Annotated in this window: 21 protein-coding genes; 6 read left to right on the top strand and 15 right to left on the bottom strand. The window is 63.3% G+C overall.

Translation table 11 applies throughout. The features are described from left to right. Positions 1-37 precede the first annotated feature (37 nt). The 6 genes from rpoD to nikR form a co-directional block, all read right to left on the bottom strand. Positions 38-2,056, bottom strand: coding sequence for an RNA polymerase sigma factor RpoD (rpoD, locus tag JJT62_RS08080; protein ID WP_202072208.1), 2,019 nt, complete (start codon positions 2,054-2,056; stop codon positions 38-40). Positions 2,057-2,260: 204 nt separating this feature from the next. Next, the gene (gene dnaG / locus JJT62_RS08075) at positions 2,261-4,171 is read right to left on the bottom strand and encodes a DNA primase (RefSeq protein ID WP_202072207.1); all 1,911 of its coding nucleotides are present in this window, start codon (positions 4,169-4,171) and stop codon (positions 2,261-2,263) included. A gap of 29 nt (positions 4,172-4,200) precedes the next feature. Next, a complete protein-coding gene (locus JJT62_RS08070) occupies positions 4,201-4,764 on the bottom strand; it encodes an RES family NAD+ phosphorylase (RefSeq protein WP_202072206.1) in 564 nt (187 codons plus the stop codon). Further along, positions 4,757-5,095: an antitoxin Xre/MbcA/ParS toxin-binding domain-containing protein gene (locus tag JJT62_RS08065; RefSeq protein WP_202072205.1), complete on the bottom strand. Its 339-nt coding sequence runs from the start codon at positions 5,093-5,095 to the stop codon at positions 4,757-4,759. Before JJT62_RS08065 ends, JJT62_RS08070 begins: the two co-directional genes overlap by 8 nt. Before the next feature lie 75 nt (positions 5,096-5,170). Beyond that, on the bottom strand, positions 5,171-7,600 hold the full coding sequence (locus JJT62_RS08060; protein WP_202072204.1) for a TonB-dependent receptor: 2,430 nt from the start codon (positions 7,598-7,600) through the stop codon (positions 5,171-5,173). A gap of 137 nt (positions 7,601-7,737) precedes the next feature. Then, complete coding sequence (nikR, locus tag JJT62_RS08055; RefSeq protein WP_202072203.1) at positions 7,738-8,193, bottom strand: nickel-responsive transcriptional regulator NikR; 456 nt, start codon at positions 8,191-8,193, stop codon at positions 7,738-7,740. Between the two features lie 164 nt (positions 8,194-8,357). Here nikR and JJT62_RS08050 point away from each other — a divergent pair, with 164 nt between their 5' ends. Continuing rightward, positions 8,358-9,458, top strand: coding sequence for a HupE/UreJ family protein (locus tag JJT62_RS08050; protein WP_202072202.1), 1,101 nt, complete (start codon positions 8,358-8,360; stop codon positions 9,456-9,458). Positions 9,459-9,679: 221 nt separating this feature from the next. Continuing rightward, positions 9,680-9,907: a hypothetical protein gene (locus JJT62_RS08045; protein ID WP_202072201.1), complete on the top strand. Its 228-nt coding sequence runs from the start codon at positions 9,680-9,682 to the stop codon at positions 9,905-9,907. 139 nt (positions 9,908-10,046) lie between these two features. On the opposite strand, the gene phaC is transcribed toward JJT62_RS08045, so the two are convergent. From phaC to JJT62_RS08025, 4 genes are all read right to left on the bottom strand, one after another. Continuing rightward, positions 10,047-12,077, bottom strand: coding sequence for a class I poly(R)-hydroxyalkanoic acid synthase (gene phaC, locus JJT62_RS08040; protein ID WP_202072200.1), 2,031 nt, complete (start codon positions 12,075-12,077; stop codon positions 10,047-10,049). 231 nt (positions 12,078-12,308) lie between these two features. Then, positions 12,309-13,424: an alanine dehydrogenase gene (gene ald, locus JJT62_RS08035; RefSeq protein ID WP_202072199.1), complete on the bottom strand. Its 1,116-nt coding sequence runs from the start codon at positions 13,422-13,424 to the stop codon at positions 12,309-12,311. A 122-nt stretch (positions 13,425-13,546) separates the two neighbouring features. Next, positions 13,547-14,176 carry an iron-containing redox enzyme family protein gene (locus JJT62_RS08030; protein ID WP_202072198.1) on the bottom strand — a complete coding sequence of 210 codons (630 nt, stop codon included), beginning with the start codon at positions 14,174-14,176 and terminating at the stop codon, positions 13,547-13,549. Next, complete coding sequence (locus JJT62_RS08025) at positions 14,169-14,861, bottom strand: hypothetical protein (RefSeq protein ID WP_202072197.1); 693 nt, start codon at positions 14,859-14,861, stop codon at positions 14,169-14,171. Before JJT62_RS08025 ends, JJT62_RS08030 begins: the two co-directional genes overlap by 8 nt. 400 nt (positions 14,862-15,261) lie before the next feature. Here JJT62_RS08025 and JJT62_RS08020 point away from each other — a divergent pair, with 400 nt between their 5' ends. From JJT62_RS08020 to JJT62_RS08010, 3 genes are all read left to right on the top strand, one after another. After that, positions 15,262-15,663 carry a DUF3775 domain-containing protein gene (locus JJT62_RS08020; RefSeq protein WP_202072196.1) on the top strand — a complete coding sequence of 134 codons (402 nt, stop codon included), beginning with the start codon at positions 15,262-15,264 and terminating at the stop codon, positions 15,661-15,663. An 86-nt stretch (positions 15,664-15,749) separates the two neighbouring features. Next, positions 15,750-16,085, top strand: a complete 336-nt coding sequence (gene smbP / locus JJT62_RS08015; RefSeq protein ID WP_202072195.1) for a small metal-binding protein SmbP — start codon at positions 15,750-15,752, stop codon at positions 16,083-16,085. 95 nt (positions 16,086-16,180) lie between these two features. Continuing rightward, positions 16,181-17,584, top strand: a complete 1,404-nt coding sequence (locus tag JJT62_RS08010; protein WP_202072194.1) for an amino acid permease — start codon at positions 16,181-16,183, stop codon at positions 17,582-17,584. 91 nt (positions 17,585-17,675) lie between these two features. Here JJT62_RS08010 and JJT62_RS08005 read toward each other — a convergent pair whose 3' ends face one another. The 5 genes from JJT62_RS08005 to dnaK form a co-directional block, all read right to left on the bottom strand. Next, positions 17,676-17,942, bottom strand: a complete 267-nt coding sequence (locus tag JJT62_RS08005; RefSeq protein ID WP_202072193.1) for a hypothetical protein — start codon at positions 17,940-17,942, stop codon at positions 17,676-17,678. A gap of 253 nt (positions 17,943-18,195) precedes the next feature. Next, positions 18,196-19,314, bottom strand: a complete 1,119-nt coding sequence (gene dnaJ, locus JJT62_RS08000) for a molecular chaperone DnaJ (protein ID WP_202072192.1) — start codon at positions 19,312-19,314, stop codon at positions 18,196-18,198. Between the two features lie 91 nt (positions 19,315-19,405). Further along, complete coding sequence (locus JJT62_RS07995) at positions 19,406-19,786, bottom strand: type II toxin-antitoxin system VapC family toxin (RefSeq protein ID WP_202072191.1); 381 nt, start codon at positions 19,784-19,786, stop codon at positions 19,406-19,408. Next, positions 19,783-20,049 (bottom strand): type II toxin-antitoxin system Phd/YefM family antitoxin, encoded by a 267-nt coding sequence (locus JJT62_RS07990; protein ID WP_202072190.1) that lies wholly within the window; start codon positions 20,047-20,049, stop codon positions 19,783-19,785. Before JJT62_RS07990 ends, JJT62_RS07995 begins: the two co-directional genes overlap by 4 nt. An 88-nt stretch (positions 20,050-20,137) precedes the next feature. Beyond that, positions 20,138-22,036: a molecular chaperone DnaK gene (dnaK, locus tag JJT62_RS07985; RefSeq protein WP_202072189.1), complete on the bottom strand. Its 1,899-nt coding sequence runs from the start codon at positions 22,034-22,036 to the stop codon at positions 20,138-20,140. 320 nt (positions 22,037-22,356) lie between these two features. Here dnaK and JJT62_RS07980 point away from each other — a divergent pair, with 320 nt between their 5' ends. Then, positions 22,357-23,451 carry an efflux RND transporter periplasmic adaptor subunit gene (locus tag JJT62_RS07980; protein WP_202072188.1) on the top strand — a complete coding sequence of 365 codons (1,095 nt, stop codon included), beginning with the start codon at positions 22,357-22,359 and terminating at the stop codon, positions 23,449-23,451.

Here is a 23,451-nt window from a genome sequence, read left to right as displayed (position 1 = left end):
GAGCCTTCAGGCTCGCATTATCTTCCCTAACTGGGACTCAGTTATCCAAGAAGCTCCGCAGCTTCCTCGACCGACTCGGATGCTTCAGCTTCCGCAGCGCCTTCGCCTCGATCTGGCGGATACGCTCGCGGGTCACCGAGAACTGCTGGCCGACTTCCTCCAGCGTATGATCGGTGTTCATGCCGATGCCGAAGCGCATGCGCAGCACGCGCTCCTCGCGCGGGGTGAGTGACGCCAGAACGCGCGTCGTCGTCTCGCGCAGATTCGACTGGATCGCCGCCTCGATCGGCAGCACGGCGTTCTTGTCCTCGATGAAATCGCCGAGATGCGAATCTTCCTCGTCGCCGATCGGCGTTTCGAGCGAGATCGGCTCCTTGGCGATTTTGAGCACCTTGCGCACTTTTTCGAGCGGCATGGCGAGCTTTTCGGCCAGCTCCTCCGGGGTCGGCTCGCGGCCGATCTCGTGCAGCATCTGGCGCGAGGTGCGGACGATCTTGTTGATCGTCTCGATCATATGCACCGGAATGCGGATCGTTCGCGCCTGATCCGCGATGCTGCGCGTGATCGCCTGACGAATCCACCAAGTGGCGTAGGTCGAGAATTTGTAGCCGCGGCGATACTCGAACTTATCGACCGCCTTCATCAGGCCGATATTGCCTTCCTGAATGAGGTCGAGGAACTGCAGGCCGCGATTGGTGTATTTCTTGGCGATAGAGATGACGAGACGCAGATTGGCCTCGACCATTTCCTTCTTCGCCTGACGAGCCTCGCGCTCGCCCTTCTGCACCATATGCACGATCTTGCGGAACTCGGAGATCTCCAAGCCTGTCTCGGTCGCCAACGCATGGATTTCCGCGCGCAGATCCTTGATGCGGTCCTTCTCCTCGGCGACGAATTCCTTCCAGCCCTTGGAGCGAAGCTGCGCGACGCGCATCACCCATTTGGGGTCGAGTTCGGAGCCGTGGAACTTGTCGAAGAAATCCTCGCGCGCGACGCCATAACTGTCGGCAAGGCGCAGCAGCTTCGTCTCATAGCCGATGAGACGCTTGTTGATGTCGTAGAGCTGCTCGACCAGCGCCTCGATGCGATTCTGGTTCAGGGAAAGAGACTTGACGTCGGTGACAATCTCTTTCTTGAGCTGCTTGTATTTGCGCTCCTGAGCGGGCGTCAGCGTCTCGTTCTTGAGCTTGTTCTCGACATTCTGGTCCTGCAGACGGCGCAGCTTCTTATAGGCGTCGGCGACGCGCGCGAAGGTCTCCAGAACCTTGGGCTTGAGCTCGGCCTCCATGGCTGACAGCGACACGGAATTCTCCATGTCGTCTTCTTCCTCGAAGGTTTCCTCTGAGGGAGCGCCCTCGGCAAGACCTGCCGGCGGCGTGCGCGGCGCGGTGGCCGGCGCCATCTCGCCGCCCTCGCCCTCTTCCTCCTCGGCGGGTTTCGCGCCCGCCTTGCCCTCGGGGCCGGCGTAGGTCGCCTCGAGGTCGATGATGTCGCGCAGCAGAACCTTTCCGGCCTCGAGCTCCTCGCGCCAGATGATGATCGCCTGGAAGGTCAGCGGGCTCTCGCAGAGGCCCGCGATCATCGCCTCGCGGCCGGCCTCGATGCGCTTGGCGATGGCGATTTCGCCCTCGCGCGAGAGCAGCTCGACCGATCCCATTTCGCGCAGATACATGCGCACCGGGTCGTCGGTGCGATCGGCCGGCTCGGACGAACGCGTGGCCACCGCCGTCGCGCGCGTGTTCTCGACGAGCTCGCCGCCCTCGGCTTCCTCTTCCTCGGCGGCCTGCTCTTCCTCGGCGTCGTCCGGATCCTCGCCCTCGGAGACGGTGATGCCCATCTCGGAGAGCATCGCGTAAACGTCCTCGATCTGGTCGGAGGAAACCTCCTCCGACGGCAGGACGGCGTTCAATTCGGCATAGGTGACGAAGCCGCGCTTTTTGGCGGACTTGATCATCCGCTTGACGGCGGCGTCATTGAGGTCGAGAAGCGGCCCATCGGCGGCGTCTGCCGTCACGGCGCCTTCATTATCGACCTTGTCTTCGTCTTTCTTCGCCATACACAGCTCCACACGCTCCCGACCGCAGCGCCTCATGGGGCTGCTGGCCAGGCCTCGTATCTGTCGATCGAGCCGGAGGTCGCGAACTCCGGCTTTCCCCTGCCCGGCGCGCCAAAAGCCCAGGCGCCGGCTCGTATTCCACATTCCGCGCGGGGTCTTAAAGTCCCGCTAACCACACTCAAATTGCGCGCTGGGTCCAGAAAGTCAAAGCGAGCGCGTCGAACGGCCCGAAGAGGCGCCGAACCCCTCCAGAGCCGCTTCCGCGCCATCTAGCGCGGAGAGTTGCGTTTGAATATCCCTCAGGCGCGCTAAATCTTGCTCGCTGGAGTTCGCCGCCAGTCGGGCTTCCACCGCGCGAAGCTCCTTATTTAGCGCCCAGAAACGGCGATGCAAGACCAAAGCCTGACGCAGGCTCTCTGCGGCGTCGGCGGGCGAGGCCTCCGGCCGCACGCTCCAGAGCGCGGCATGCGCGACCATGCCCTCGAGCCGCGACGCGACGCCGCCAAGACCAGACTCTTCAAGGTGTTGCATCAGATCGGCGCGTTCGCCGCCGCCGGTTTCGGTCCAGCGCACGAAGGCGTCGCGCAGGGCGGCGGCCTCGTTCGAGGCAAACTCCAGCCCCGCCACTTCTTCGACCTGGGCGGCGAGCACGTCCGGGTGATTCATCAAAATGAGCAGAATCAGGGCGTCGCGCGGCGCGATCGCCGGCTTGACGCCGCGAAAGAGCGGGGAATTGGCGAGCGACTGGCTGATCCGGACTGGCCCCGCCTCCGCCGCGCCGGGACGGAAGGGGGGACGGCCGCGCCGCGGCGTAAAATCGCGCCCCCTGGCCGGCGCCGCGGGCGCGCGGCCGAAAAGACGGCCGAGGCGGTCGCGCAATTCCTCGCCGTAGTAGCGGCGCAAAGTTTCATCGCCGATCTGGCCGGTGATCTCGCGCAAGCGCCGTTCGAGCCCGGCCCGACGCTCGGGCGTATCGAGGGCGACGCCCTCGGTCTCGCGCATCCAGAGCAAATCGACGAGCGGCAAGGTCTGGCTCACCGCCTGCTGCACGGCGCCCGGGCCGCCGGCGCGCAATAATTCGTCCGGGTCTTGCCCGTCCGGCAGCAGCACGAAGCGCAGCGTCTTGCCGGGACCAATGAGCGGCAGCGCCGTATCGACCGCGCGGAAGGCCGCCTTGAGCCCCGCCTTGTCGCCGTCGAAACAGAGGATGGGCTCCTCGGCCATGCGCCACAGGAGATTGCATTGTTCGGGCGTCAGCGCGGTGCCGAGCGGCGCGACGGCATGCGCGAACCCGGCCGCCGTGAGGGCGATGACGTCCATATAGCCCTCGACGGCGATGACCGTCCCCGCGTCATGGGCGGCTTTGCGGGCATTGTGGAGATTGTAGAGCGTGGCTCCTTTATGGAAGAGCGGCGTCTCCGGGGAGTTCAAATACTTCGCCTGCGCGTCCGCCTCCATGGCGCGCCCGCCGAAAGCGATGACCCGCCCGCCCCGGTCGCAGATCGGGAACATTACGCGGTTGCGGAAACGGTCGTAGGGAACCGGAATATCGTCGCCATGGATGAGGAGCCCGGCCTCGATCATAATCTCGACCGTCGCGCCCTTGCCCGCGAGATAGTCGCGCAGCGCATGGCGTTCGGCCGGCGCGAAGCCGAGGCGGAATTTTTCGCGCGAGGCGGCGGAAACTTGCCGGCGGTCGAGATAGGCGCGCGCCTCGCGCCCGGCAGGGCCCGCGAGCTGCTTTTGGAAGAACTCGGCCGCCCAATCCGAAACCTCTTGCAGCGTTGCGCGCTTTTGCTCCTCGACCCGCTGCTCGTTCGTTTCGAGCGGCATAGGCAGGCCCGCCATGGCCGCCAATCGCTCGACAGCCTCGGGGAAAGAGGCCCCTTCGGATTCGGTAAGAAAATCGAAGATGTCGCCACTCTTGCCGGCCGAGAAATCGAACCAGCGCATTTTCTGGTCGTTGACGTAAAAGGAAGGCGTCTTCTCGGCGTTGAAGGGCGAGAGCCCGCGCCACTCGCGCCCCTGCTTCTTCAGCTTCACCTTATAGCGCACCACCTCGGAGACGGGCACGCGCGCCCGGATTTCGTCGAGGAAGGAGGGAGAGAAGCGCATGAGGGGGGTTTAGCACGAAGGGCGTCGATTTAAGCGCCACTTTTGGTTCTGCTCTCGCGCCAGGCGCGCCAATCCACAGGCTGTGGCTCGGACTCCTCCAGGATTATGGCCCCCGGCGCGCTCCGATCGGTGAAAAGCATGGCGTTGAGGCAGTCCCAGCGGGCGCTCGGCGCCACCAACCCGTCGAAACCCAGGAAATAAGCGGCGTCAGCGACCTCCTGCGTGCGGGCGTAATCACGCTCGCGATAGCGCGCGACGTCGACGCCAAGCGCGGCGAGCGTCGGAAGATCGGCGATGCGCAGCGTCTCCCGGGCCTCGACCTTCAGTCTGTGAGCGTATGAAACGAGCTTGGACGGAAAAACGGGCTGAAGGCTCAGAAGCGCATGGATTTCAGCCAGCGCGCCGTCGCGTTCGAGCGACGTATAGAGGACGTCAAAGGCCCCGTTACACCAACGGCTATTCGAGGCGGAGCCGAGCGTCGGGTCTCGTCCCTCACGGCATATCCGCCAGACCGGCTGGGCAAAGGGTTCTCGCTTGAAAGCGTCGATAGCGTCGAGAAGCGTGATGTCGCGGGCGCGCCGCGACTCAGACATAGGCGCCGGAGTCCAAAGCCTCGATCACGGCGAGCACTTCTTGGGTGCGGCCGGCGTTAATCAGATCGATCGCCCGCTCGCCCTTAAGTAGCGGATGCGGCGTATGCAGCCAGAGGCGCGTCTCCTCGGGCGTATAGAAATCCCCAAGCCTGTCGACCACGTAGCGCAATTCGGCGATGACCGTCTGGGTGCGTAAATCCGGCGTCGCCTTGCCGCTGGACCAGCGGGAGACCGTGGCGGGAGAAACCTCGACAATATTGGCGATGTCCTTCCCCTGAAGGCCGCCGTCCTCCCGAAGGTGGTCGATGATTTTTGCAACTGCCGTGGCCATTTTCCGCTCCGATCCGGGGAACATCATATGGCCAAGGATTTCATGAAATCAATTCCTGAAATCAATATGCAACCCTCAGTTCTTCGCAAACGCCCGGAACGGCTCGGCGAAATTCGGCAGCGTCGTCACCGGCCCGCCGTCGAAGTTCAGCGGCCCCGAGAAGGTCACGCGCACCGCCGGCGGCTCCACGGGCTTGAAATGGCGATCCATCACGCCGACGCCGCAGACCGCGCTCGGCGCGACGCCCGCGCGGCACTGGCCGTAGAGAGGATCGCTCGGCAGCAGCGAGCCATAGCCATAGGTGATCTGGTCGGAGCGCGAATTGAAGATGTTGAAGGCGTCGAGCTGCAGGCGCCAGCCGTCCGCCCAGCGATAGCCGAGCCTGGCGTTGACCGTGCCCGTCGCCGGCGACTTCAGATAGCCGTCCTCGGTCAGCGGGCGGGGGCCGATGTAGCGATATTTGATCGCCCCGAACCAGCCCGTCGCCTCGCCGATCTCCAGTCCGCCCATGGCCGTTATGGCGACTGAATTTTGCAGATAATTGCCGGGCGCATTGCCGAGAAAGGTTCCGTAAGGGAGAGCCTCCGGCGTCAGCAGATCGGCGTAGGCCAGCGCCTGGCCTGTGTCGAAGCCGCGATAGCGCGCATGCACCAGCGCGACGTCGCCGTCGAAATTGATCCAAGACACGGGACGGTAATGGTTGGCGATTTCGACGCCGTAGCGGCGGCTCGGACGGCCGTATATCGTCGTGCCGCTGTCGCCTTCGAATTGGTTCTCGGAGTCGAGATTGAGCCAGAAGAAGCTGACGCTCGAATCGAGACCCTCGATGAATTTGGTGCGCGCGCCAATCTCGGCGCCCCGCGACTTCACCAGCAGCGGAATGGGCGCGACAACCGAGAAACTATCCTGGTCCGAGAGCTCCGAGGTCGAGAAACGCTGCACCGTCCCGCGCGCGTCGGTCGAATGGAAGCCTTCGCCGTAGTTGGCGAAGAGCTCCGTCTTCGCCCAGGGCCCGAGGATGATCGAGGCTTTGGGGCTGAAGAGGGCCGAGTCTTTCGAGCCGCTGTTGAAGGGCCCGGTCCAGAGAAAGGCGGGCAGGCCCGCGCTCGTCGCAACGACAGGAGAGCCCCAGAGCGACTGCAGCGAATTGACGTTGGCGTTGAAATAATCGAAGCGCCCGCCCGTGACCGTTTTCAGCCAGGGCGTCCAACGCACGGTCGTATCGGTCCAGAAGCTGATGCTGCCCTCGCCCACGCCGTCGTTGCGGACCGTCTCGAAGGGCGTGCGGCGGAACGCGTTCTGCAAGCCGAGGCGAATATCGTCATAGCGGCCCTGGAGGCCGATGCGCGTCTCGACCGGCAGGCCGAAACTGTCCCATTTGATACTGTGCTGCGCATTGACGCCCGCCATCCAGCGCCGGTCGAACTGGCGGAACTGGTCGCCCAGATTCTGGTTCGATAGGAAATAAGTGAAGTCGTTGTAGAGATCGAGCGTGGAGCGCACGACATAGGCTTCGACGCGGCTCGAATGATTGCCCTCAGTCTGACTCCATCGGCCCGAGAGTGAGAAGCGGGTGGTGTCGCCGCCGTCCGTCGGGTTCAACGTGCCCCAAAGCGAGAGAAGCCCGCTATTGACCGCCCGCTCGGGGATTTGATCCGTCGAATACCAGCGGTTGGCGTAGCCCATGAAGGTGACCGCCGCGCCGTCTTCCTGCGTGCCGCGCTGCCAGCGAAACACGCTGTTGATGCGGCGCAGATTGTCGCCGCGCTCCCAGGGCCCGTTGTAATATTGAGATTCGACGGCGCCATAGGCCGAGCCGCCGGCAAAATCCTTATAGGGCGCAATGGCGAGCGCGCGGCCATAGCCGAAGCTGCCGCCGGTGACCTGATAGAAGCCCTTGTCGATCTTGTCTTTGTATTGGAGATAGATCGAGCCGGCCGAGGAGAAATCGCCGTCCTGCGCGTCATAGGGCCCCTTGCGGGCGAGCACATAGCCGAGCAGCTCGGGGATCATGAAATTGGCGTCCGCATAGCCCTGCCCGTGGCCATGCGTGCGCATGTTGAGCGGCATGCCATCGAGATAGAGCGCGAGGTCGCTGCCGTGATCGAGGTTGAAGCCGCGTAGATAATACTGATTCGCCTTGCCCTCGCCCGAGTGCTGGGTGACCGCGAGCCCGGGCACGATCTCCAGAGCCTCGCCCGGACGCGCGAAGGGGATGGAATTGACTTCCTTGCCGGTGAAGAATTTCTCGCTCGAGGAGGTGATCGGCGGCGGCGTAGGGCCGGCCGGCGCGGCGGGCGCCGGCTGAGCGACGGTCAAACGCGGCGCCGGCACGACATGGGTGTGGTAAACCTCGTGGGTGTGCGTCTTGCCGCCATGCGTATGGGAAACGGCATGGGTATGGCCGATGGTGATCGTCGGCAACGCCTGTTGCGCATGGGCCGAAGAAACGCCGAGAGCCGCCCCTATAGCGAAGACAGAGACGGACGTGAGACGGTGCTTCATTAGCCTCCCCCAGTCAAACTTTATGCGTGTGATCTTTTTTTAAAAGTTTCTTACGCCAAGTTCAGGCTGTCAATGACGCCGCAACCAAATTGAGGATCACGTCACATTTTTGCAACAGAAATACAGCGTTGCAAAAATCAACGATGCGCATGGCCCGCGCTGGCGGGCCCCAAAGACGGCTTCTCATCCTCGGGCTGCGCGGGAACCACGACAAGCTGCCCATAACGCACGCCGCGCTCGCCGATGAGATGGCTCGCGAAATGTTCGACCTCGGATTTCCGCCCCTTGAGCAGCGAGACTTCGAGACAACTGGCTTCGTCGAGATGCACATGCAGCGTCGCGATGGACATATCGGCGTGGCTGTGATGGTCGTGAACGAGCTTCTTGGAGAGCTGCCGGGTCTCGTGGTCATAGACATAGACGAGCGCGGCCACGCAATTGCGCGCCTCGTCGTCAACCTTGGGCTCTTTGAGCAACCCCGCCCGCACGAGGTCGCGCACGGCTTCCGAGCGGTTCCGATGGCCGCCGGCCTCCATGTAGAGATCGAGCGCGCTCATCAGCTCGTCGTCGATCGTCACCGTCACGCGCTGCATCGTCTTTCCCGCAATGGCCGCCGCCCGCATCCGACGAGCCTTCTAGCTTCGCCCTCCCTGCGCCGCAACGCTCGGGCGATTCGCTCCGCCTTATCACTTGGCCTTGTCGGGGCGAAGCGCCTTTGGCATGGTGCGCGCCAACCATAACAAAAAGGAACGTCGAGATGACCGGGTTCGGGAGGAAACTGGCCGCCCTTCTACTCTTCTGCATGGGGATCGGACTTGCCGCGCCGGCGCTGGCGCATACGCCGGATATTTCCACCGCCAAGATCACGCCGCAGGCGAACCGCGTCTATGTGGTGGACGTCGGCTTCCTCGCGACCGACCTCGAGCGCATGTTCCAGGACACGATGGACGAGCGCGCTGGCGTCGATCTCTCGCCGCCGGGCGTGCTGGAGGAGGAGATCGGCAAATTCGTCGCCAAGCGCGTCGCCATGCGCGACGAGGCTGGCCGCGCCTGCCTCTCCAAGGTCGAGAAGGCCGGCGAAGACCCGACGAACCAGGACAGCGCCCTGATCGTCATGCGCTTCGACTGCTCGGGGACGACCGGCAAGGCCTTCTACGACGCGACCAAGCTTCTCGCCGCCCAGGGCTCCAAGGGTAAGCACCTCGTCTCGCTCTTCGGCGAGAACGCCGGCGAGACCATGCTCTATCCGCAAAATCCGCCGCTCGACCTCTCGCAGCCAATGGAGACGACCGGCCAGCTCATGGTGAAATTTTTCGAGGCGGGCGTCGAGCATATCGTCACCGGCTACGACCACCTCTGCTTCCTCTTCGCGCTGATCCTCTGGGCGCATAGCATCATGCCCGTGGTGAAGATCGTCACGGCCTTCACCATCTCGCATTCGATCACGCTGTCGCTCGCGGCGCTGAACATCTTCACCTTGCCGTCCACGCTGACCGAAGCGGCGATCGCGGCCTCGATCATCTTCGTCGCGGCGGAGAATTTCTGGTCGCGCAAGGTTGATCAGCGTTGGCGCAACACCTTTCTCTTCGGCTTCATCCACGGCTTCGGCTTCGCTTCTGCGCTGACCGAGATGGGCGTGCCGCAAGGGGCGGTCGTGCCGGCGCTCGCGGCCTTCAACATCGGCGTCGAAGCCGGCCAGATCGCCATCGTCATGGCGGTGCTGCCGATCCTGTTCTACATAGACCGCCACACCGACGGGAAACGCCACGACAAGCTCGTCTACGCCCTCTCGGGCCTGATCGCGCTCGCCGGCGCCTTCTGGTTCCTGCAGCGCATCGGGGTCATTCCGGGGGCGTGAGCCAATCCCTCCCCTTTACGGGGAGGGTGGCGCAGCGAAGCTGCGACGGGTGGGGTAAAGCCCCACCAGAGTCGTTGCGGCTTGAACCCCACCCGTCGGCCTTCGGCCGCCGACCTCCCCGTAAAGGGGAGGTATGGGGCCGATCACGCCAGATCGCTATTCGGATAGCTTGCCCGCCGCTCCCCCTGCCCTATCTGCCGCCGCCAACCGGAGCGGCTGCAATGAACGCGCTGAAAACCGACGACTTCCGTGTCGAAAAACAAAACGCCGAATGGATCGTGACCTTCACCCCCACCGGCGCCCGTTTCTTCTTCGGCGACGATGGCATGGAGACGCGCACGAGTGAATCCGACGTGCCGCCCGAAGATTTGCCGACCGACTATGATCCGCTGGAGATCGAACGGATGGCCGCGCGGCTCGCTTATCTCGCCCGTGGTCACGCGATTTGAATTCGGACAGCGACGCCGACATGGCGCGACCGCCGTCATTGCGAGGAGCGTCGCGACGAAGCAATCCAGAGCCACATCACGGCTCTGGATTGCTTCGCTTCGCTCGCAATTACGGCGGAGGTCCACGGCGCTCGCAGTATTACGCCTTCACGCGCACATAGTCGCCCGGCGCGTCGCACAGGATTTCGAGCTTGCCGCCGCCGGGCTCGCGCGCGGGAACCTTGCGCGGCGCCTGGGCGGTGATCCACTCCAGCCAATGCGGCCACCAGGAGCCGGGATGCTCCTCGGCCGCTGCCACCCACTCGTCGAATCCGCCCTTCACCGGCCCGCCGGTCATATAGCCATATTTGCCCTTCGCCGGCGGATTGATGATGCCGGCGATATGGCCCGAGCCCCCGAGCACATAGGTGACGTCGCCGCCGAAGAATTTGTCGCCGCGGAAAACCGAGCGCGCCGGCGCGATGTGGTCTTCCTTCGTCGCGACGGAATAGACGGGAATCTTCACGAGGCGCAGATTGATCGGCACGCCGCTCATCACCATCTCGCCGCGGGTGATGCGGTTTTCGAGATAGCAGCTCCGCATATAGAAGGAGTGATTGGCGCGCGGAATGCGCGTCGAATCCGAGTTCCAGTAAAGCAGATCGAAGGCCACGGGCTCGACGCCCTTCATGTAATTATTGACCACATAGGTCCAGATCAGCTCGTTCGGCCGCAGCATGTTGAAGGCGTTGGCCATCTTCACGCCTTCGAGATAGCCGGTCTTCGCCATGGCCTCGTCGAGCGCCGCCATGCGCGCCTCGTCGATGAGGATTTGGAGATCGCCCGCCTCGCTGAAATCCACCTGCGTCGCAAAGAAGGTGACGCTCTCGATGCGGTCGTCCCCCGTCGCCGCCATATAGGCGAGCGTCAGCGCCAGCAGCGTGCCGCCGACGCAATAGCCCGCCGCCGTCACCTTGCGCTCGCCCGTCGCCTTCTCGATGACGTCGAGCGCCGTGAGAATCCCCTCGTGCATATAGGCCTCGAAACCCTTCTCGGCCTTGCTCTCGTCGGGATTGACCCAGGAGATGATGAAGACGGTGAAGCCCTGCTCGACCGCCCAGCGCACGAAGCTCTTGTCCTTGTTGAGATCGAGCACGTAGAACTTATTGATCCAGGGCGGCATGAGCAGCAACGGACGCGCATAGACCTCCTCGGTCGTCGGCGAATATTGGATGAGCTCCATCACATCGTTGCGCCAGATGACCTTGCCGGGCGTGTTGGCGAGATCGATTCCGAGACGGAATTTGCTGTCGTCGCTCTGGCGAATCTTCAGCACGCCGCCGCCGGCGTTGATGTCCTCGGCGAACATCTTCAGGCCGCGGATCAGGTTTTCGCCCTTGTTCTCGATCGTCGCGCGCAGCAGCTCGGGATTGGTGGCGACGAAATTCGACGGCGACACCGCGCTCGCCAGCAGCCGCGTGTAAAACGCCGCCTTGGCGCGCGTTTGCGGATCGAGCCCCTCGGCCTTGTCGACCATCTCGCCGGCCCAGCGGGACGTATAGAGATAGGATTGGCGCAGCCAATCGAAGAAGGGATTCTGCTCCCATTCGGGCGAGGCGAAGCGCTTGTCGGCGGGATCGGGCGGCACGATCGGCGGAACATTCTCGCCCGTATAGCGGCGCATGGTCTGGCGCCAGATTTCGCTCAAGCCGCCGTAAAGCTCGGCCTGCGCCACGGCGGCGCGGTCGGGTTTCGCCAGCCAATATTCCGCGACGACGCCCAGCGTCTTGGTGGCGTCGGCGACGCTCGCCGCAAGCTCGCTGCGCGGCCCGCCCGCATCGACATTGCCGATGGCGGCGGCGATGGCCTTGCGGCCCTGGTCGACGAGCTTGGCCATGTTCTCGGCCATGAGTTCGAGCTCGGCGCTCGTCATCGGCGATGGAATCGGCGGCATCAGCACCGATTGCGCGCGGGCCTCTGAGGCGCGCGACTCGGCCTTCCGTTCCTTGCGCGGCGCGCTGGCGGCAGGCTCCGCCGCCGTCTCCCGCGTCTTGGCGGCCGCCGCCTTGGCTTTCTTCTCGCCCTTCTTCTTGGATTTCTTCTTGCGCCCCGTCGCCTCCGACGCCGCCTCGATCCCTGGCGGGGCCTTCCGCCCCTCGACCGCAGGCTCTTCGTCGCGCGTGACCGTCATGCTTTCTCCTCGAAGTTTTCCCGCGGGCGGCGGCTTTTAGCGGCCTGGGCGCTATGCCCATAACGACCCGGCGCGCCTCGGTCTATCGGCGTTTTGGCGGTCAAGAAAGCGGCTGGCCGGCCGCGCCGCGCCTCCGCGCGAGCCGAAGGAAGGTATCGTCTATTTCTTACAATCACATAGAACTCCGGACGCCGCCACTCCGCCATGATGTCGCGGGATCGGGCCTATCGCTCAATAGAAAACACCGGGCAATGGCGTGAGCGGCAGCTCATGCGCCGCCGCGACAGGGGCCGAGACGACACGCCCGTCGAAGATGTCGAGCCCCGCGCGCAGATGGGGATCGTCCGCAAGCGCCGCCCGCCAGCCCTTGTTCGCGATCGCGAGGACGAAAGGCAAAGTGGCGTTGTTGAGCGCGAAGGTCGAGGTGCGCGGCACGACGCCCGGCATATTGGTCACGCAGTAATGCACCACGCCGTCGACGACATAGACCGGGTCGGAATGGCTCGTCGGGCGCGAGGTCTCGCAGCAGCCGCCCTGGTCGATGGCGACGTCGACAATGACGGCGCCGCGCTTCATCGTGTGCAACATGTCGCGCGTGACGAGAATGGGCGCGCGGGCGCCCGGCGTCAGCGCGGCGCAGATGACGAGATCGGCGCGCTTGATTGTTTCGGCGACGGATGTGCGGGTGGAATAGATGCTCCGTACAGTCGACCCGAATCTCGCTTCGAGACGGCGCAGGGCCTCGACGTTGCGATCCGCGACGAGCACGCTCGCGCCCATGCCCAGCGCTATCGCCGCCGCCTGCAAGCCGACATTGCCGGCGCCGAGAACGAGAACCTCCGCCGATGGAACGCCCGGCGCGCCAGCGAGCAGCACGCCTCTCCCGCCCTCGCCTTTTTCGAGAAAGCGCGCGCCCACCTGCGGCGCAAGACGGCCGGCGATTTCCGACATCGGCGCCAGCAGCGGCAGACCGCCGCCGGCGGACGTCACCGTTTCATAGGCGATGCAATTGGCGCCGCTCTGCATCAAGCCCCGCGTGAGCGCGGCGTCGGCGGCAAGATGCAGATAGGTGAAAAGGACCGTTCCCGGCCGCAGCAGCGCGATTTCGCTCGGCTGCGGCTCCTTGACCTTCACGATCAATTCGGCGCTCGCAAATATCTCCGCCGGGCCTTCGACGAGTCGGGCGCCGGCCAGCGCATAATCGTCGTCCGTCAGGCCAGCGCCCGCGCCCGCGCCTTTCTCGATCAGCACGTCGTGGCCGGAATGAACCAGCTCCGCGACGGACGACGGCGTCAGGCCGACGCGATGTTCATTGTCCTTGATTTCCCTGGGCGCGCCGACACGCATCCGCCGCTCCGCAAAATTTCTCCATCACTATATGCGAAGCGCGCCGGTCGGGGACAAGGGCTCCGGTGAAGCCGCGTTCACGACGCGCGCGTCGGGCGCGCGCGTCGCATTTGTCGATATTGCTAAGCCGCCCTCGCGCGCTCGACGCTCCGGCCTCGAGCCGCCTGCGAGATGATCTGGCAGTAAAGATCGGCGGTCTGGGCCATGTTTACCAGAATGTCGCTCTTCTGGCTCGCCGACAGGCCCTCGAGCTGGGCGAAGGCTTTCGGCAGATGATCGACGTCCTCCTCGACATGAACCCTCAAGAAGTTGGCGCAGCGCTTGCCGTGCGCGCGCAAAACGCGCTGATAGATTTCAGGGCAAACGGACACCGCGACGCCTTCCAGGAGAAGGATGTAACCAAAGAGCGCGGTCGGATCGAGGCGCTCGATCTTGTAGTATTGCGACTCGTAAAACGCCTTTGTTATGGAATGTTCGGGAAAGTCCTCGAGCTTCGACCCCAGGCCGCGCAGATCGTTCAACGCCAGGCGCTCATGCAGTTTTTCCTCGCCGATATGCTGAACGAAGCGGCGGTGAAGCAGGTCTCTGTCGACCCGGCAAAGGCCCGCCGCAAGACCCAAAAGCCGCGTCGAGTGGCAGACGTAGTAATAGGTCTGCGCGAGAAAATCGGCGTAGGCGTAGGGATTTTCCCAAGGGCATGCCGACATTTCTTTTTTCACGTTGTTGAGAAGAACATCGAGCGCTTCACGCATTTTTCGCCCCCTTGTATCGAGCCCTTTGGATGGGATGTTGCCGCTTGACGCCCCAGAGGTACCGTACTGCGCGGGCAACCTCCGCTTCCCCGCCGGTCATGTTTTGCGGAAAGAAGGCGACGAGATCGACCGGCGAATTGTGGTGGACCAAACCGGTCGCCAGAGGCGTCGCGCCGAGCCGATAGGTCGTCTTGTGCATGCCGCGATCGGCGCGCATGGCGCCCGTCATGGCGTCGGCGCCCGACTCCAAAAAGCGCTGGATGAGAAGGCCCATCATGACGTCTTTCATCGGCAGCCCGAGGGAGTTGCTCCGCGCCATCGGATGGATTGTCAAATTGCAGCAGATGATGATGTCTTTGCCATTGGCGCGCAGCCCATCGATGGCTTCCGTGGGCCACATCTGAAAATAGGAATCCTCGCGCACGCTCGGGAGCTCGATATCCCGCCAGCGCATGAGGCCCAGCGCCAAACATACGGGGCCGCGAAAGACGCAGAGGATTTCGTCTTGCCGGGCGAAATCGTCCGAGAACATTTTGTCGAGCCCATCCAGCTCCCTGAATGTCTCCGACCAGACCATCTTCCACATGGCGTAAGCGCTTTTGTAGTCGCTCAATTGAGCAGACGACGGGTTGGCGCCGGGAAGCGAAACAACGCGTAATGTTGGTAGAATGTCGCTGGCTATCATGTCATTTTTACTCCTAATAATTACAACAATTAAGTATTGCATGGATCTCATGGCATAATGTTGGCAAAAAGTTGACTATTTTGCGAGTTTATTATAGAGTTAATACATAGTACAAGAATCAAACTTCTTTCTCATAAATATATACTGTAACAGCTTGACTATATACTTCAGCAATAAGTGATTGAATGGATATGACTTGATTTCTAGACAGCCATGCCGTGCAATAAGCTCGGCAGAGGCCGCCTGCGGCCTCTCCCAGGCGCAGGGCGCTCGAGCGCCTCGCAAAATTGTTGCCTCGAGACCGGTCTAATTGGGCAGGATGAATATATGCAAAGGGCGCCGCTCGCGAGAGCGGCCACGGTAAAGCCGCCGGCTCGCATTGAAACGGAGAGGAACGGCCATGCCCACAATCAATACCGACAAGGTTTGCTTCATCGTCGTCAAAGCGCGCGAACTCGAAAGCGAGGACGAAGGCATGGACGCCGACGCCTCCAACGCCACCGACGACAATTTCGTGAGCGTCATGACCGAAGAGGCCTTTGCTACGGTGCGTGACGAAATTGCTTCCTTCATCGACGCCATGGACGAAGACGAACAGGCTGAGCTCGTGGCCCTCACCTGGATCGGACGCGGCGATTATGCAGCGGCGGATTGGAACGAGGCGGTGCGTGAGGCGCGCGCCCGGCGTCAGGGCTCGACCTCGGCCTATCTCATCGGCATCCCCCTTCTTTCCTCTCTGCTCGAAAATGGCCTCGGCGAATTCGGCGAAAGCTGCGCGCTCTACGCGGCCGACAGACAATAGAGCGCGCGGGCGCCAAGGGCGACGCTGGAAGGATGACGCGAGCGCGCCATATCGCTTCTGCGGCACGTATTTGAGGAGTCGGTCAAATGAACCGCAGAGTTTTCGCTCTTGCGCTTTCCCTTTCGCTCGGACTGGCCTTCGCGCCACGACTGGCCTTTGCGGAAAACCATCTTTCCGAAGCGATCGCGCATACCAAGCAGGCGATCGACCACGGCAAGCAGGGTCATGGCGACGTGCTCGCCACCCACGCCGAACAAGCGCTGAAACACGCCGAAGCGGCCGAGAAGGAAAAGGCGAACCCGCATATCAAGCAGGGCATCACCCATCTCGAAAAGGCCATCGAGACGGGCAAGGAGAAAAAAGCTGAAGCCGCGACCAAACACGCGGAAGAAGCGCTGATGCATCTCGAGCAAGCAAAATAAGCCGCGCAAAAGGGCGGCTTTGCCCGCTCTTTTGTCGAACATGACAGCGCTGGCGCGATCGCTTATGTGAAGCCTCGGGTATGAAGGGGGCGAGCATGAGCCTGCGCGAACTGGCGCGCGCCAAATCCATCGAGCGTCTTCGATCGGAAGCCGACGGCGCAGGCGGCTTCCCCCGCGTGTTGGGCGTGTGGCAGCTCACCAGCATCGGGCTCGGCGGATTGATTGGCGTCGGCATTTTCGTGCTGACCGGCGTCGTCGCCGCGACGCAGGCCGGCCCGGCCGTCGCCTTGTCCTTTTTGATCGCCGGCGTCGCCAGCGCCGCCGCCGCGCTGTCCTATGCGGAATTCGCCGGGCTGATTCCGGTCGCGGGCAGCGCCTACACTTATTCTTATGCGGTGCTCGGCGAGCTGGTCGCCTGGATCATCGGCTGGGACCTGCTGCTCGAATATGCGCTGGTCGTCGCCGTCGTCTCCATCGGCTGGTCGGGCTATTTGCAGGCGCTGCTCGCCCAACTCGGCATTCCCCTTCCCGATTGGGCGGCCGGCGCGGCGGGGACGGGCCCCGGTCATATGGTCGATCTTCTCGCGGCGCTCGGCGCCTTGGGCGTCGCTGGGCTGCTGACGCTGCGCATCGAATGGGGCGCGCGTTTCAACACGGCGATGGTGGTTGTAAAGGTCGCGGCCGTGCTCTTCGTCATCGCCGCTGGCCTGCCCTATGTGCGCCTAGAGAACTGGCGGCCTTTCATGCCCTTCGGCTTCTCGGGTGTCGCCGAGGGCGCGGCAGTCGTGTTCTTCGCGGTCTTTGGCTACGATACGCTGACGACGGCGGCGGAAGAAGCGCGTCATCCGCAACGCGACCTGCCCCGCGCTGTGCTGCTGTCGCTGGCCATATCGCTCACCCTCTATGTCGCCATGTCGCTGGTGCTCACCGGCATTGCGCGCTTCGACACGCTGGACACGCCGGCGCCCGTCGTCGCCGCTTTTGCCTCGATCGGCCTGCCCTGGGTGGCCTTCATCGTGTCGATCGCCGCCGTCGCCGGCATCACCAGCGTGATGCTGGCGTTTCTCCTGGGCTGCGCGCGCATCTGGTTCGCGATGAGCCGCGATGGTCTGCTGCCGCAGTGGTTCGCGGTGGTGCATCCGCGCTTTCGCACGCCCTATCGGCCGACGCTCATCGCCGGCGCGCTGACGGCGATCGTCGCCGCGCTTTATCCGATCAAGGAAGTGGCCGAACTCGTGAATATCGGCACGCTGTCCGCTTTCGTGGTCATTTGCGTCGCCGTCATCGTGCTGCGCAAAACCCGGCCGGACGCGCCGAGAAGCTTCCGCACGCCTTTCGTGCCTTTCACGCCGCTCGCCGGCGTCGCCTTCTCGCTGTGGCTTTTATCCAGGCTCCCAGCCATCGCCTGGGAGCGCTTTCTTATTTGGATGGCGATCGGGCTGGCGATTTATTTCTTATACAGTCGACGCCATAGCCGACTGGCGCACGGGCTGGGGTAACCCACTTGGTTGGTTCCGTGTCATTCTCGACGCTCGCAAAGCGAGCGATCGGGAAATCCAGAGCAAAACCAGCGTTCTTGTTAGCGGCAGCTCACGGCCACCTGGTCACCTGCAACTCGTGCGTATAGCCCACCGCCTTTGCATTGCGGACGCACGCTTGATGGGTGGCTTCGAAAGCCCTTCTGGAAATCGCGGGTGCTGAAGCGTTAATACGCCCTCCACACACAACAACTTGCCCAGTGTTAGGATTTTTCAAAACATCCTGGCTGAACTTGACAGTTGGATTTCCCGACGTTGCACATCCGCCGACAAATAAAGCAACAATCACCCAAGAGAACTTTAACGCCGCATTTTTCATTTTCTTAGTCCTTGAAATACCGACACAAATAAGTCGCTCGCAGACTGGTGGCCGCTTGTCTGCTTAGATATTCTGGCGCGCTTGAGAACTGGAAAGCCTATAACAAACGGCTAAGCTACTGGCAAGGACTGGAGCGGTCGCGTGCTTCCCAGTGCAGCTATGATCAACTGTCGTTTCTGCCGAAGAAGCGGACGCGCAAGCGCGCCAAAGACGCGCGCACAACGGGCAGCCAGATATGGCGAGTCTCGCCCTGCTATCCCCCGAACAAATCCTTCATCCGCGCGAAGAAACCATGCTCCTCGGGATGCGTCTCGTGCGATGATTCCTTCTCGAACTCCGCGAGCAGCTCTTTCTGCCGCTTTGTGAGCTTCTGCGGGGTCTCGACGCTGAGCTGCACATGCAAATCGCCGTGGTCGCGCCCACGCAGGACGGGCATGCCCTTGCTCTTGGCCTTGATCTGCCGGCCGGACTGGGCGCCCTCCGGCACCTTGATCTTGACCTCCGAGCCGTCGAGCGCATGGACCTTGATCTCGCCGCCCAGCGCGGCGCGGACCATCGAGATCGGCACGCGGCAATAAAGGTCGGCGCCGTCGCGCTGGAAGAAGGGGTGCGGCTTCACGGAAAGGAAAATGTAGAGGTCGCCGGGCGGTCCGCCGCGCATGCCGGCCTCGCCCTCGCCGGCAAGGCGGATGCGGGTCCCGTCCTCGACGCCCGGCGGCACATTGACGGAGAGCGAGCGCTCCACCGTCTTGCGGCCCGAGCCCGAGCAGGAGGGGCAGGGATTCTCGATGATCTCGCCGCGCCCCTGACAGGTCGGGCAGGTGCGTTCGATGGCGAAAAAGCCCTGCTGCGCGCGCACGCGGCCATGGCCGGCGCAAGTGGTGCAGGTCTTGGGCTTGGAGCCCTTCTTGGCGCCCGTGCCGGCGCAGGCCTCGCAGGTCGCCGAGGTCGGAATCTGGAGCGAGGCGGTCTTGCCGTGATAGGCCTCCTCCAGCGTGATCTCCATATTGTAGCGCAGGTCGGAGCCGCGCTCGCGTCCGCCGGAGCGACCGCGCCGCCCCATCACGTCGCCGAAGAGATCCTCGAAAATATCGGCCATGGAGGCGCCGAAGCCTTCCGACGCGCCGAAGCCCCCCATGCCGCCTTGCTCGAAGGCGGCGTGGCCGAAGCGGTCATAGGCCGAGCGCTTCTGCGGATCGGTGAGGGTCTGATAGGCCTCGTTCAATTCCTTGAAGCGCGCCTCCGCCTCCGCGTCGCCGGGATGGCGGTCGGGATGGCACTGCATCGCCATCTTGCGAAAGGCGATCTTCATCTCGACTTCCGTCGCGGTCTTCGAGATGCCGAGGACTTCGTAATAATCGCGTTTGGACATTTCAGACGTCGTCTGTTCCTGCAATGGCGGCAATGCCGATCCTTGGCCGCTGCCGATACACCACTTCACGCGTGGATGTAAGCGCTCGCCGCTAATCTGTCATCGCGTAAGGGTGATCCACGAGCGCGCGGTCGATGGTCACGAGCCTCAATCCCTCGACTTTGCATTGCGCGAGTAGCAAGCGGTCGAAGGGATCCCGGGTCGGAGGCTCCGGCTCGACCTGAATCAAGACGTGCGCAGCCGTAATTTGAAGGAGTTGGAGCTCCATCTGGCTTATCGCCTCGGGAAGCGCCTCTAGCGGCAGCGAGACAGGCAACTTGCCGAGCCGGTTTTTGATCGCGATCTCCCACAAGCTTGCGACGCTGATAACGCCGGAATTTTCGTCGACGAGCCTTCTCACCCGACCCGGCAGGTTGTGCGTCCGATTTTCTGTGATCGCCAGAAGAATATGGGTGTCGAGCAGCAGCCTCATTGTTCCGGCAGCGGTCGTAAAAGAATATCTTCAGGAAGCGGATCATCGAAATCGGCTGGAATATGCGGGAATATCTTTTCAACTCCATATTTTTTCTTAAATTCCTCGATCCCCTCCCAGCGTATCCCCTTGCCGCGCCGATGCGGCACGAGTTCCGCGACAGGCTCCCCGTTACGAGTGAGCACGATTGTCTCTCCCGCCTCGGCCTTTTCAATGAGTTCCGAGAGATGTTCCCGGGCGTCGCTGATCGAGATCTTTTCCATGGGGTTCAGAATGTGGGGCCGGCGCGCGGCGGTCAAGGCGCGGAGGGGCAGAAGCAGAAGGGGCGGCTCGCGCCGCCCCTCAGCCTGCTTACTTCTTGTGGTCGTCGCCGACGTCCTTGAACTCGGCGTCGATCACGTCGTCCTTGGGGGCCTCGGCTGAGCCGGCGCCGGTCGCGTCGGCCTGCTGGGCCTTGTACATCGCCTCGCCGAGCTTCATCGAGGCCTGCGCCAGCTCATTGGTCTTGGCCTTGATGGCCTCGACATCATCGCCTTCGAGCGCGCTCTTCAGCGACGCGATTGCCGCCTCGATCGCGCTCTTGTCGGCGCCGGAGACCTTGTCGCCGTAATCGGCCACGGCCTTCTCTGCCGTATGGATTCCGGCCTCGGCATGGTTCTTGGCGTCGACCAGCTCGCGGCGCTTCTTGTCCTCGGTCGCATGCAGCTCGGCGTCCTTGACCATCTTGTCGATGTCGGCGTCCGACAGACCGCCAGAGGCCTGGATGCGGATCTGCTGCTCCTTGTTGGTGGCCTTGTCCTTCGCCGTGACGTTCACGATGCCGTTGGCGTCGATGTCGAAGGTCACCTCGATCTGCGGCATGCCGCGCGGGGACGGCGGAATGCCCATCAGATCGAACTGGCCAAGCAGCTTGTTGTCCGCCGCCATTTCGCGCTCGCCCTGGAAGACGCGGATGGTCACGGCCTGCTGATTGTCTTCAGCGGTCGAGAACACCTGGCTCTTCTTGGTCGGGATGGTCGTGTTCCGGTCGATGAGGCGCGTGAACACGCCGCCGAGCGTCTCGATGCCGAGCGACAGCGGGGTCACGTCGAGCAGCAGCACGTCCTTCACGTCGCCCTGCAGAACGCCCGCCTGGACCGCGGCGCCGATGGCGACGACCTCGTCCGGGTTGACGCCCTTATGGGGCTCCTTGCCGAAGAACTGCTTCACCACCTCCTGCACCTTCGGCATGCGGGTCATGCCGCCGACGAGCACCACTTCGTCGATCTCGGCCGCCGTGAGGCCGGCGTCCTTGAGCGCCTTCTTGCAGGGCTCGACCGTGCGCTGGATCAGATCGTCGACCAGCGCCTCGAACTTCGCGCGCGTCAGCTTCAGGGTCAGATGCTTCGGACCCGTGGCGTCGGCGGTGATGTACGGCAAGTTGATCTCGGTCTGCGTGGCCGAGGAGAGCTCGATCTTGGCCTTTTCAGCCGCTTCCTTCAAGCGCTGCAGGGCGAGCTTGTCCTTCGTGAGGTCGATGCCCTGCTCTTTCTTGAACTCGCTCGCAAGATATTCGACGAGCCGGTTGTCGAAGTCCTCGCCGCCGAGGAAGGTGTCGCCATTCGTCGACTTCACCTCGAAGACGCCGTCGCCGATCTCGAGAACCGAGACGTCGAAGGTGCCGCCGCCAAGGTCATAGACCGCGATCGTGCCCGATTGCTTCTTGTCGAGCCCATAGGCGAGCGCCGCCGCCGTCGGCTCATTGATGATTCGCAGAACCTCGAGGCCGGCGATCTTCCCGGCGTCCTTGGTGGCCTGACGCTGGGCGTCGTTGAAGTAGGCGGGAACCGTGATGACGGCCTGCGTGACGGTCGAGCCGAGATAGGCCTCCGCCGTCTCCTTCATCTTCTGCAGGATGAAAGCCGAAATCTGCGAGGGCGAATATTGCTTGCCCGCGGCTTCCACCCAGGCGTCGCCGTTATTGGCCTTCACGATCTTATAGGGGACGAGGCCGATGTCCTTCTTGGTCATCGGGTCTTCGAAGGTGCGGCCGATGAGGCGCTTGATGGCGAAGAAGGTCTTGTCGGGGTTCGTCACCGCCTGACGCTTCGCCGGCTGGCCGACCAGACGCTCGCCGTCGTCGGTGAAGGCGACGATCGAGGGGGTCGTGCGCGCGCCTTCGGCGTTCTCAATGACTTTGGGGCTCGACCCTTCCATGACGGCCACGCAGGAGTTGGTCGTGCCGAGGTCGATGCCGATAATTTTGGCCATATGTCGTTCCTTTCGCTTTCGAATTTGGACCCCGAAGCGGTCCCTTCGACGCTGCTGGACGGCGGCTCGCCATGAGCCCGCCGCGCGATCCAGAAGCGCTATCGTTCCCCAAGATTGTGTTCGCCCGAGCCTGCCGCAAGGGTTGGCCGCATATAGAAGAAGGAAACCTCCTCGACAAGCGGCATGGAGCCGGCGCTCAGGGCGCTAGCAAGATTCTGACCGTTCGCCGCCCGTCAGGGCTTGACCGCGCGTGACGAGTGATGAATATTGAAATTCATCAGACGTTACTCCTCCAGGCGAGCGGAGGCTCCCTTCATACAATGGCCAAGCTTCATTCATCAATTCCTTCGGCGGTTGCTGGACTTATCGTCGCCCTCGGGCTCGCGGCCTGCGAGCGTCACGACCAGGCGGGCGACGCGTCCAATGATCGGCCCGTGCTTGTCGCTCAGCCACGGCTCGCGGCGCAGTCGCAGCCGCGGGATTTTGTCGCGACCATCCGCCCGCGCGTCGAATCGGACCTCGGTTTCCGCGTCACCGGCAAGGTTGTGAAGCGTTTCGTTCAGGCCGGCCAAAAGGTGAAGGCCGGCGCCCCCCTGGCGGCGCTGGACGAAAACGACCTCAAGCTCCAGGCGGAGCAGGCCGAAGCCGAATTTGCCGCCGCCAAAATGGTCCTGGCGCAGGCGCAAGGCGACGAGAAGCGCGCGCTTGCCTTGCGCAAGAACGGCTGGACGACCGACGCGGCGCTCGATCGCATTCGCGCCGCCGCGCAGGAGGCGCGCGGACGCCAGCAACGGGCCGAGCGCGCGCTGGAGCTGGCGCGCAACTCGCTCGAATACGCCACCCTTCGCGCCGACGGCGACGGCGTGGTGACTCAAACACTGGTCGAGCCGGGTCAGGTCATGATTGCCGGGCAGACGGCGATCAAGCTCGCTCATTCCGGAGAGCTCGAGGCGGCGGTCGCGCTGCCGGAGGATTTCGTCCCCCTGGCCGACAAAGGGACCGCGACGCTGACGCTATGGTCCAACAAGGGGAAGACCTATCAGGCGAAGCTTCGCGAGCTGAGCCCCGCCGCTGACGCCGCGACGCGCACTTTCGCCGCGCGCTATTCGATCCTCGACCCCGACCAGGCGGTGCAGCTCGGCATGAGCGCGACGCTCGCCATCGCGGCCCCTGGCTCCCAGACCGTTATGAGCGTGCCGCTCTCGGCCCTCTATAATCAGGGCGACGGCCCCTCGGTTTGGAAGGTCGAGGCCGACGGCCGCCTGAAGCTCGCGCCGGTCAAGCTCATCCGCTACGCCTCGGATGCGGCGTTGGTCGCGGGGGAGATCTCCGAAAAAGACCAGATCGTCATGCTCGGCGTCCACAAGCTGGAAGCCGGCCGGAAAGTGCGCGTCATGACGCGCCAGTCGCTTTAG

Source organism: Methylocystis sp. Sn-Cys (genome assembly GCF_016745395.1).
GTDB lineage: Bacteria > Pseudomonadota > Alphaproteobacteria > Rhizobiales > Beijerinckiaceae > Methylocystis > Methylocystis iwaonis.
This window is presented reverse-complemented; position numbering and strand designations above follow the sequence as displayed.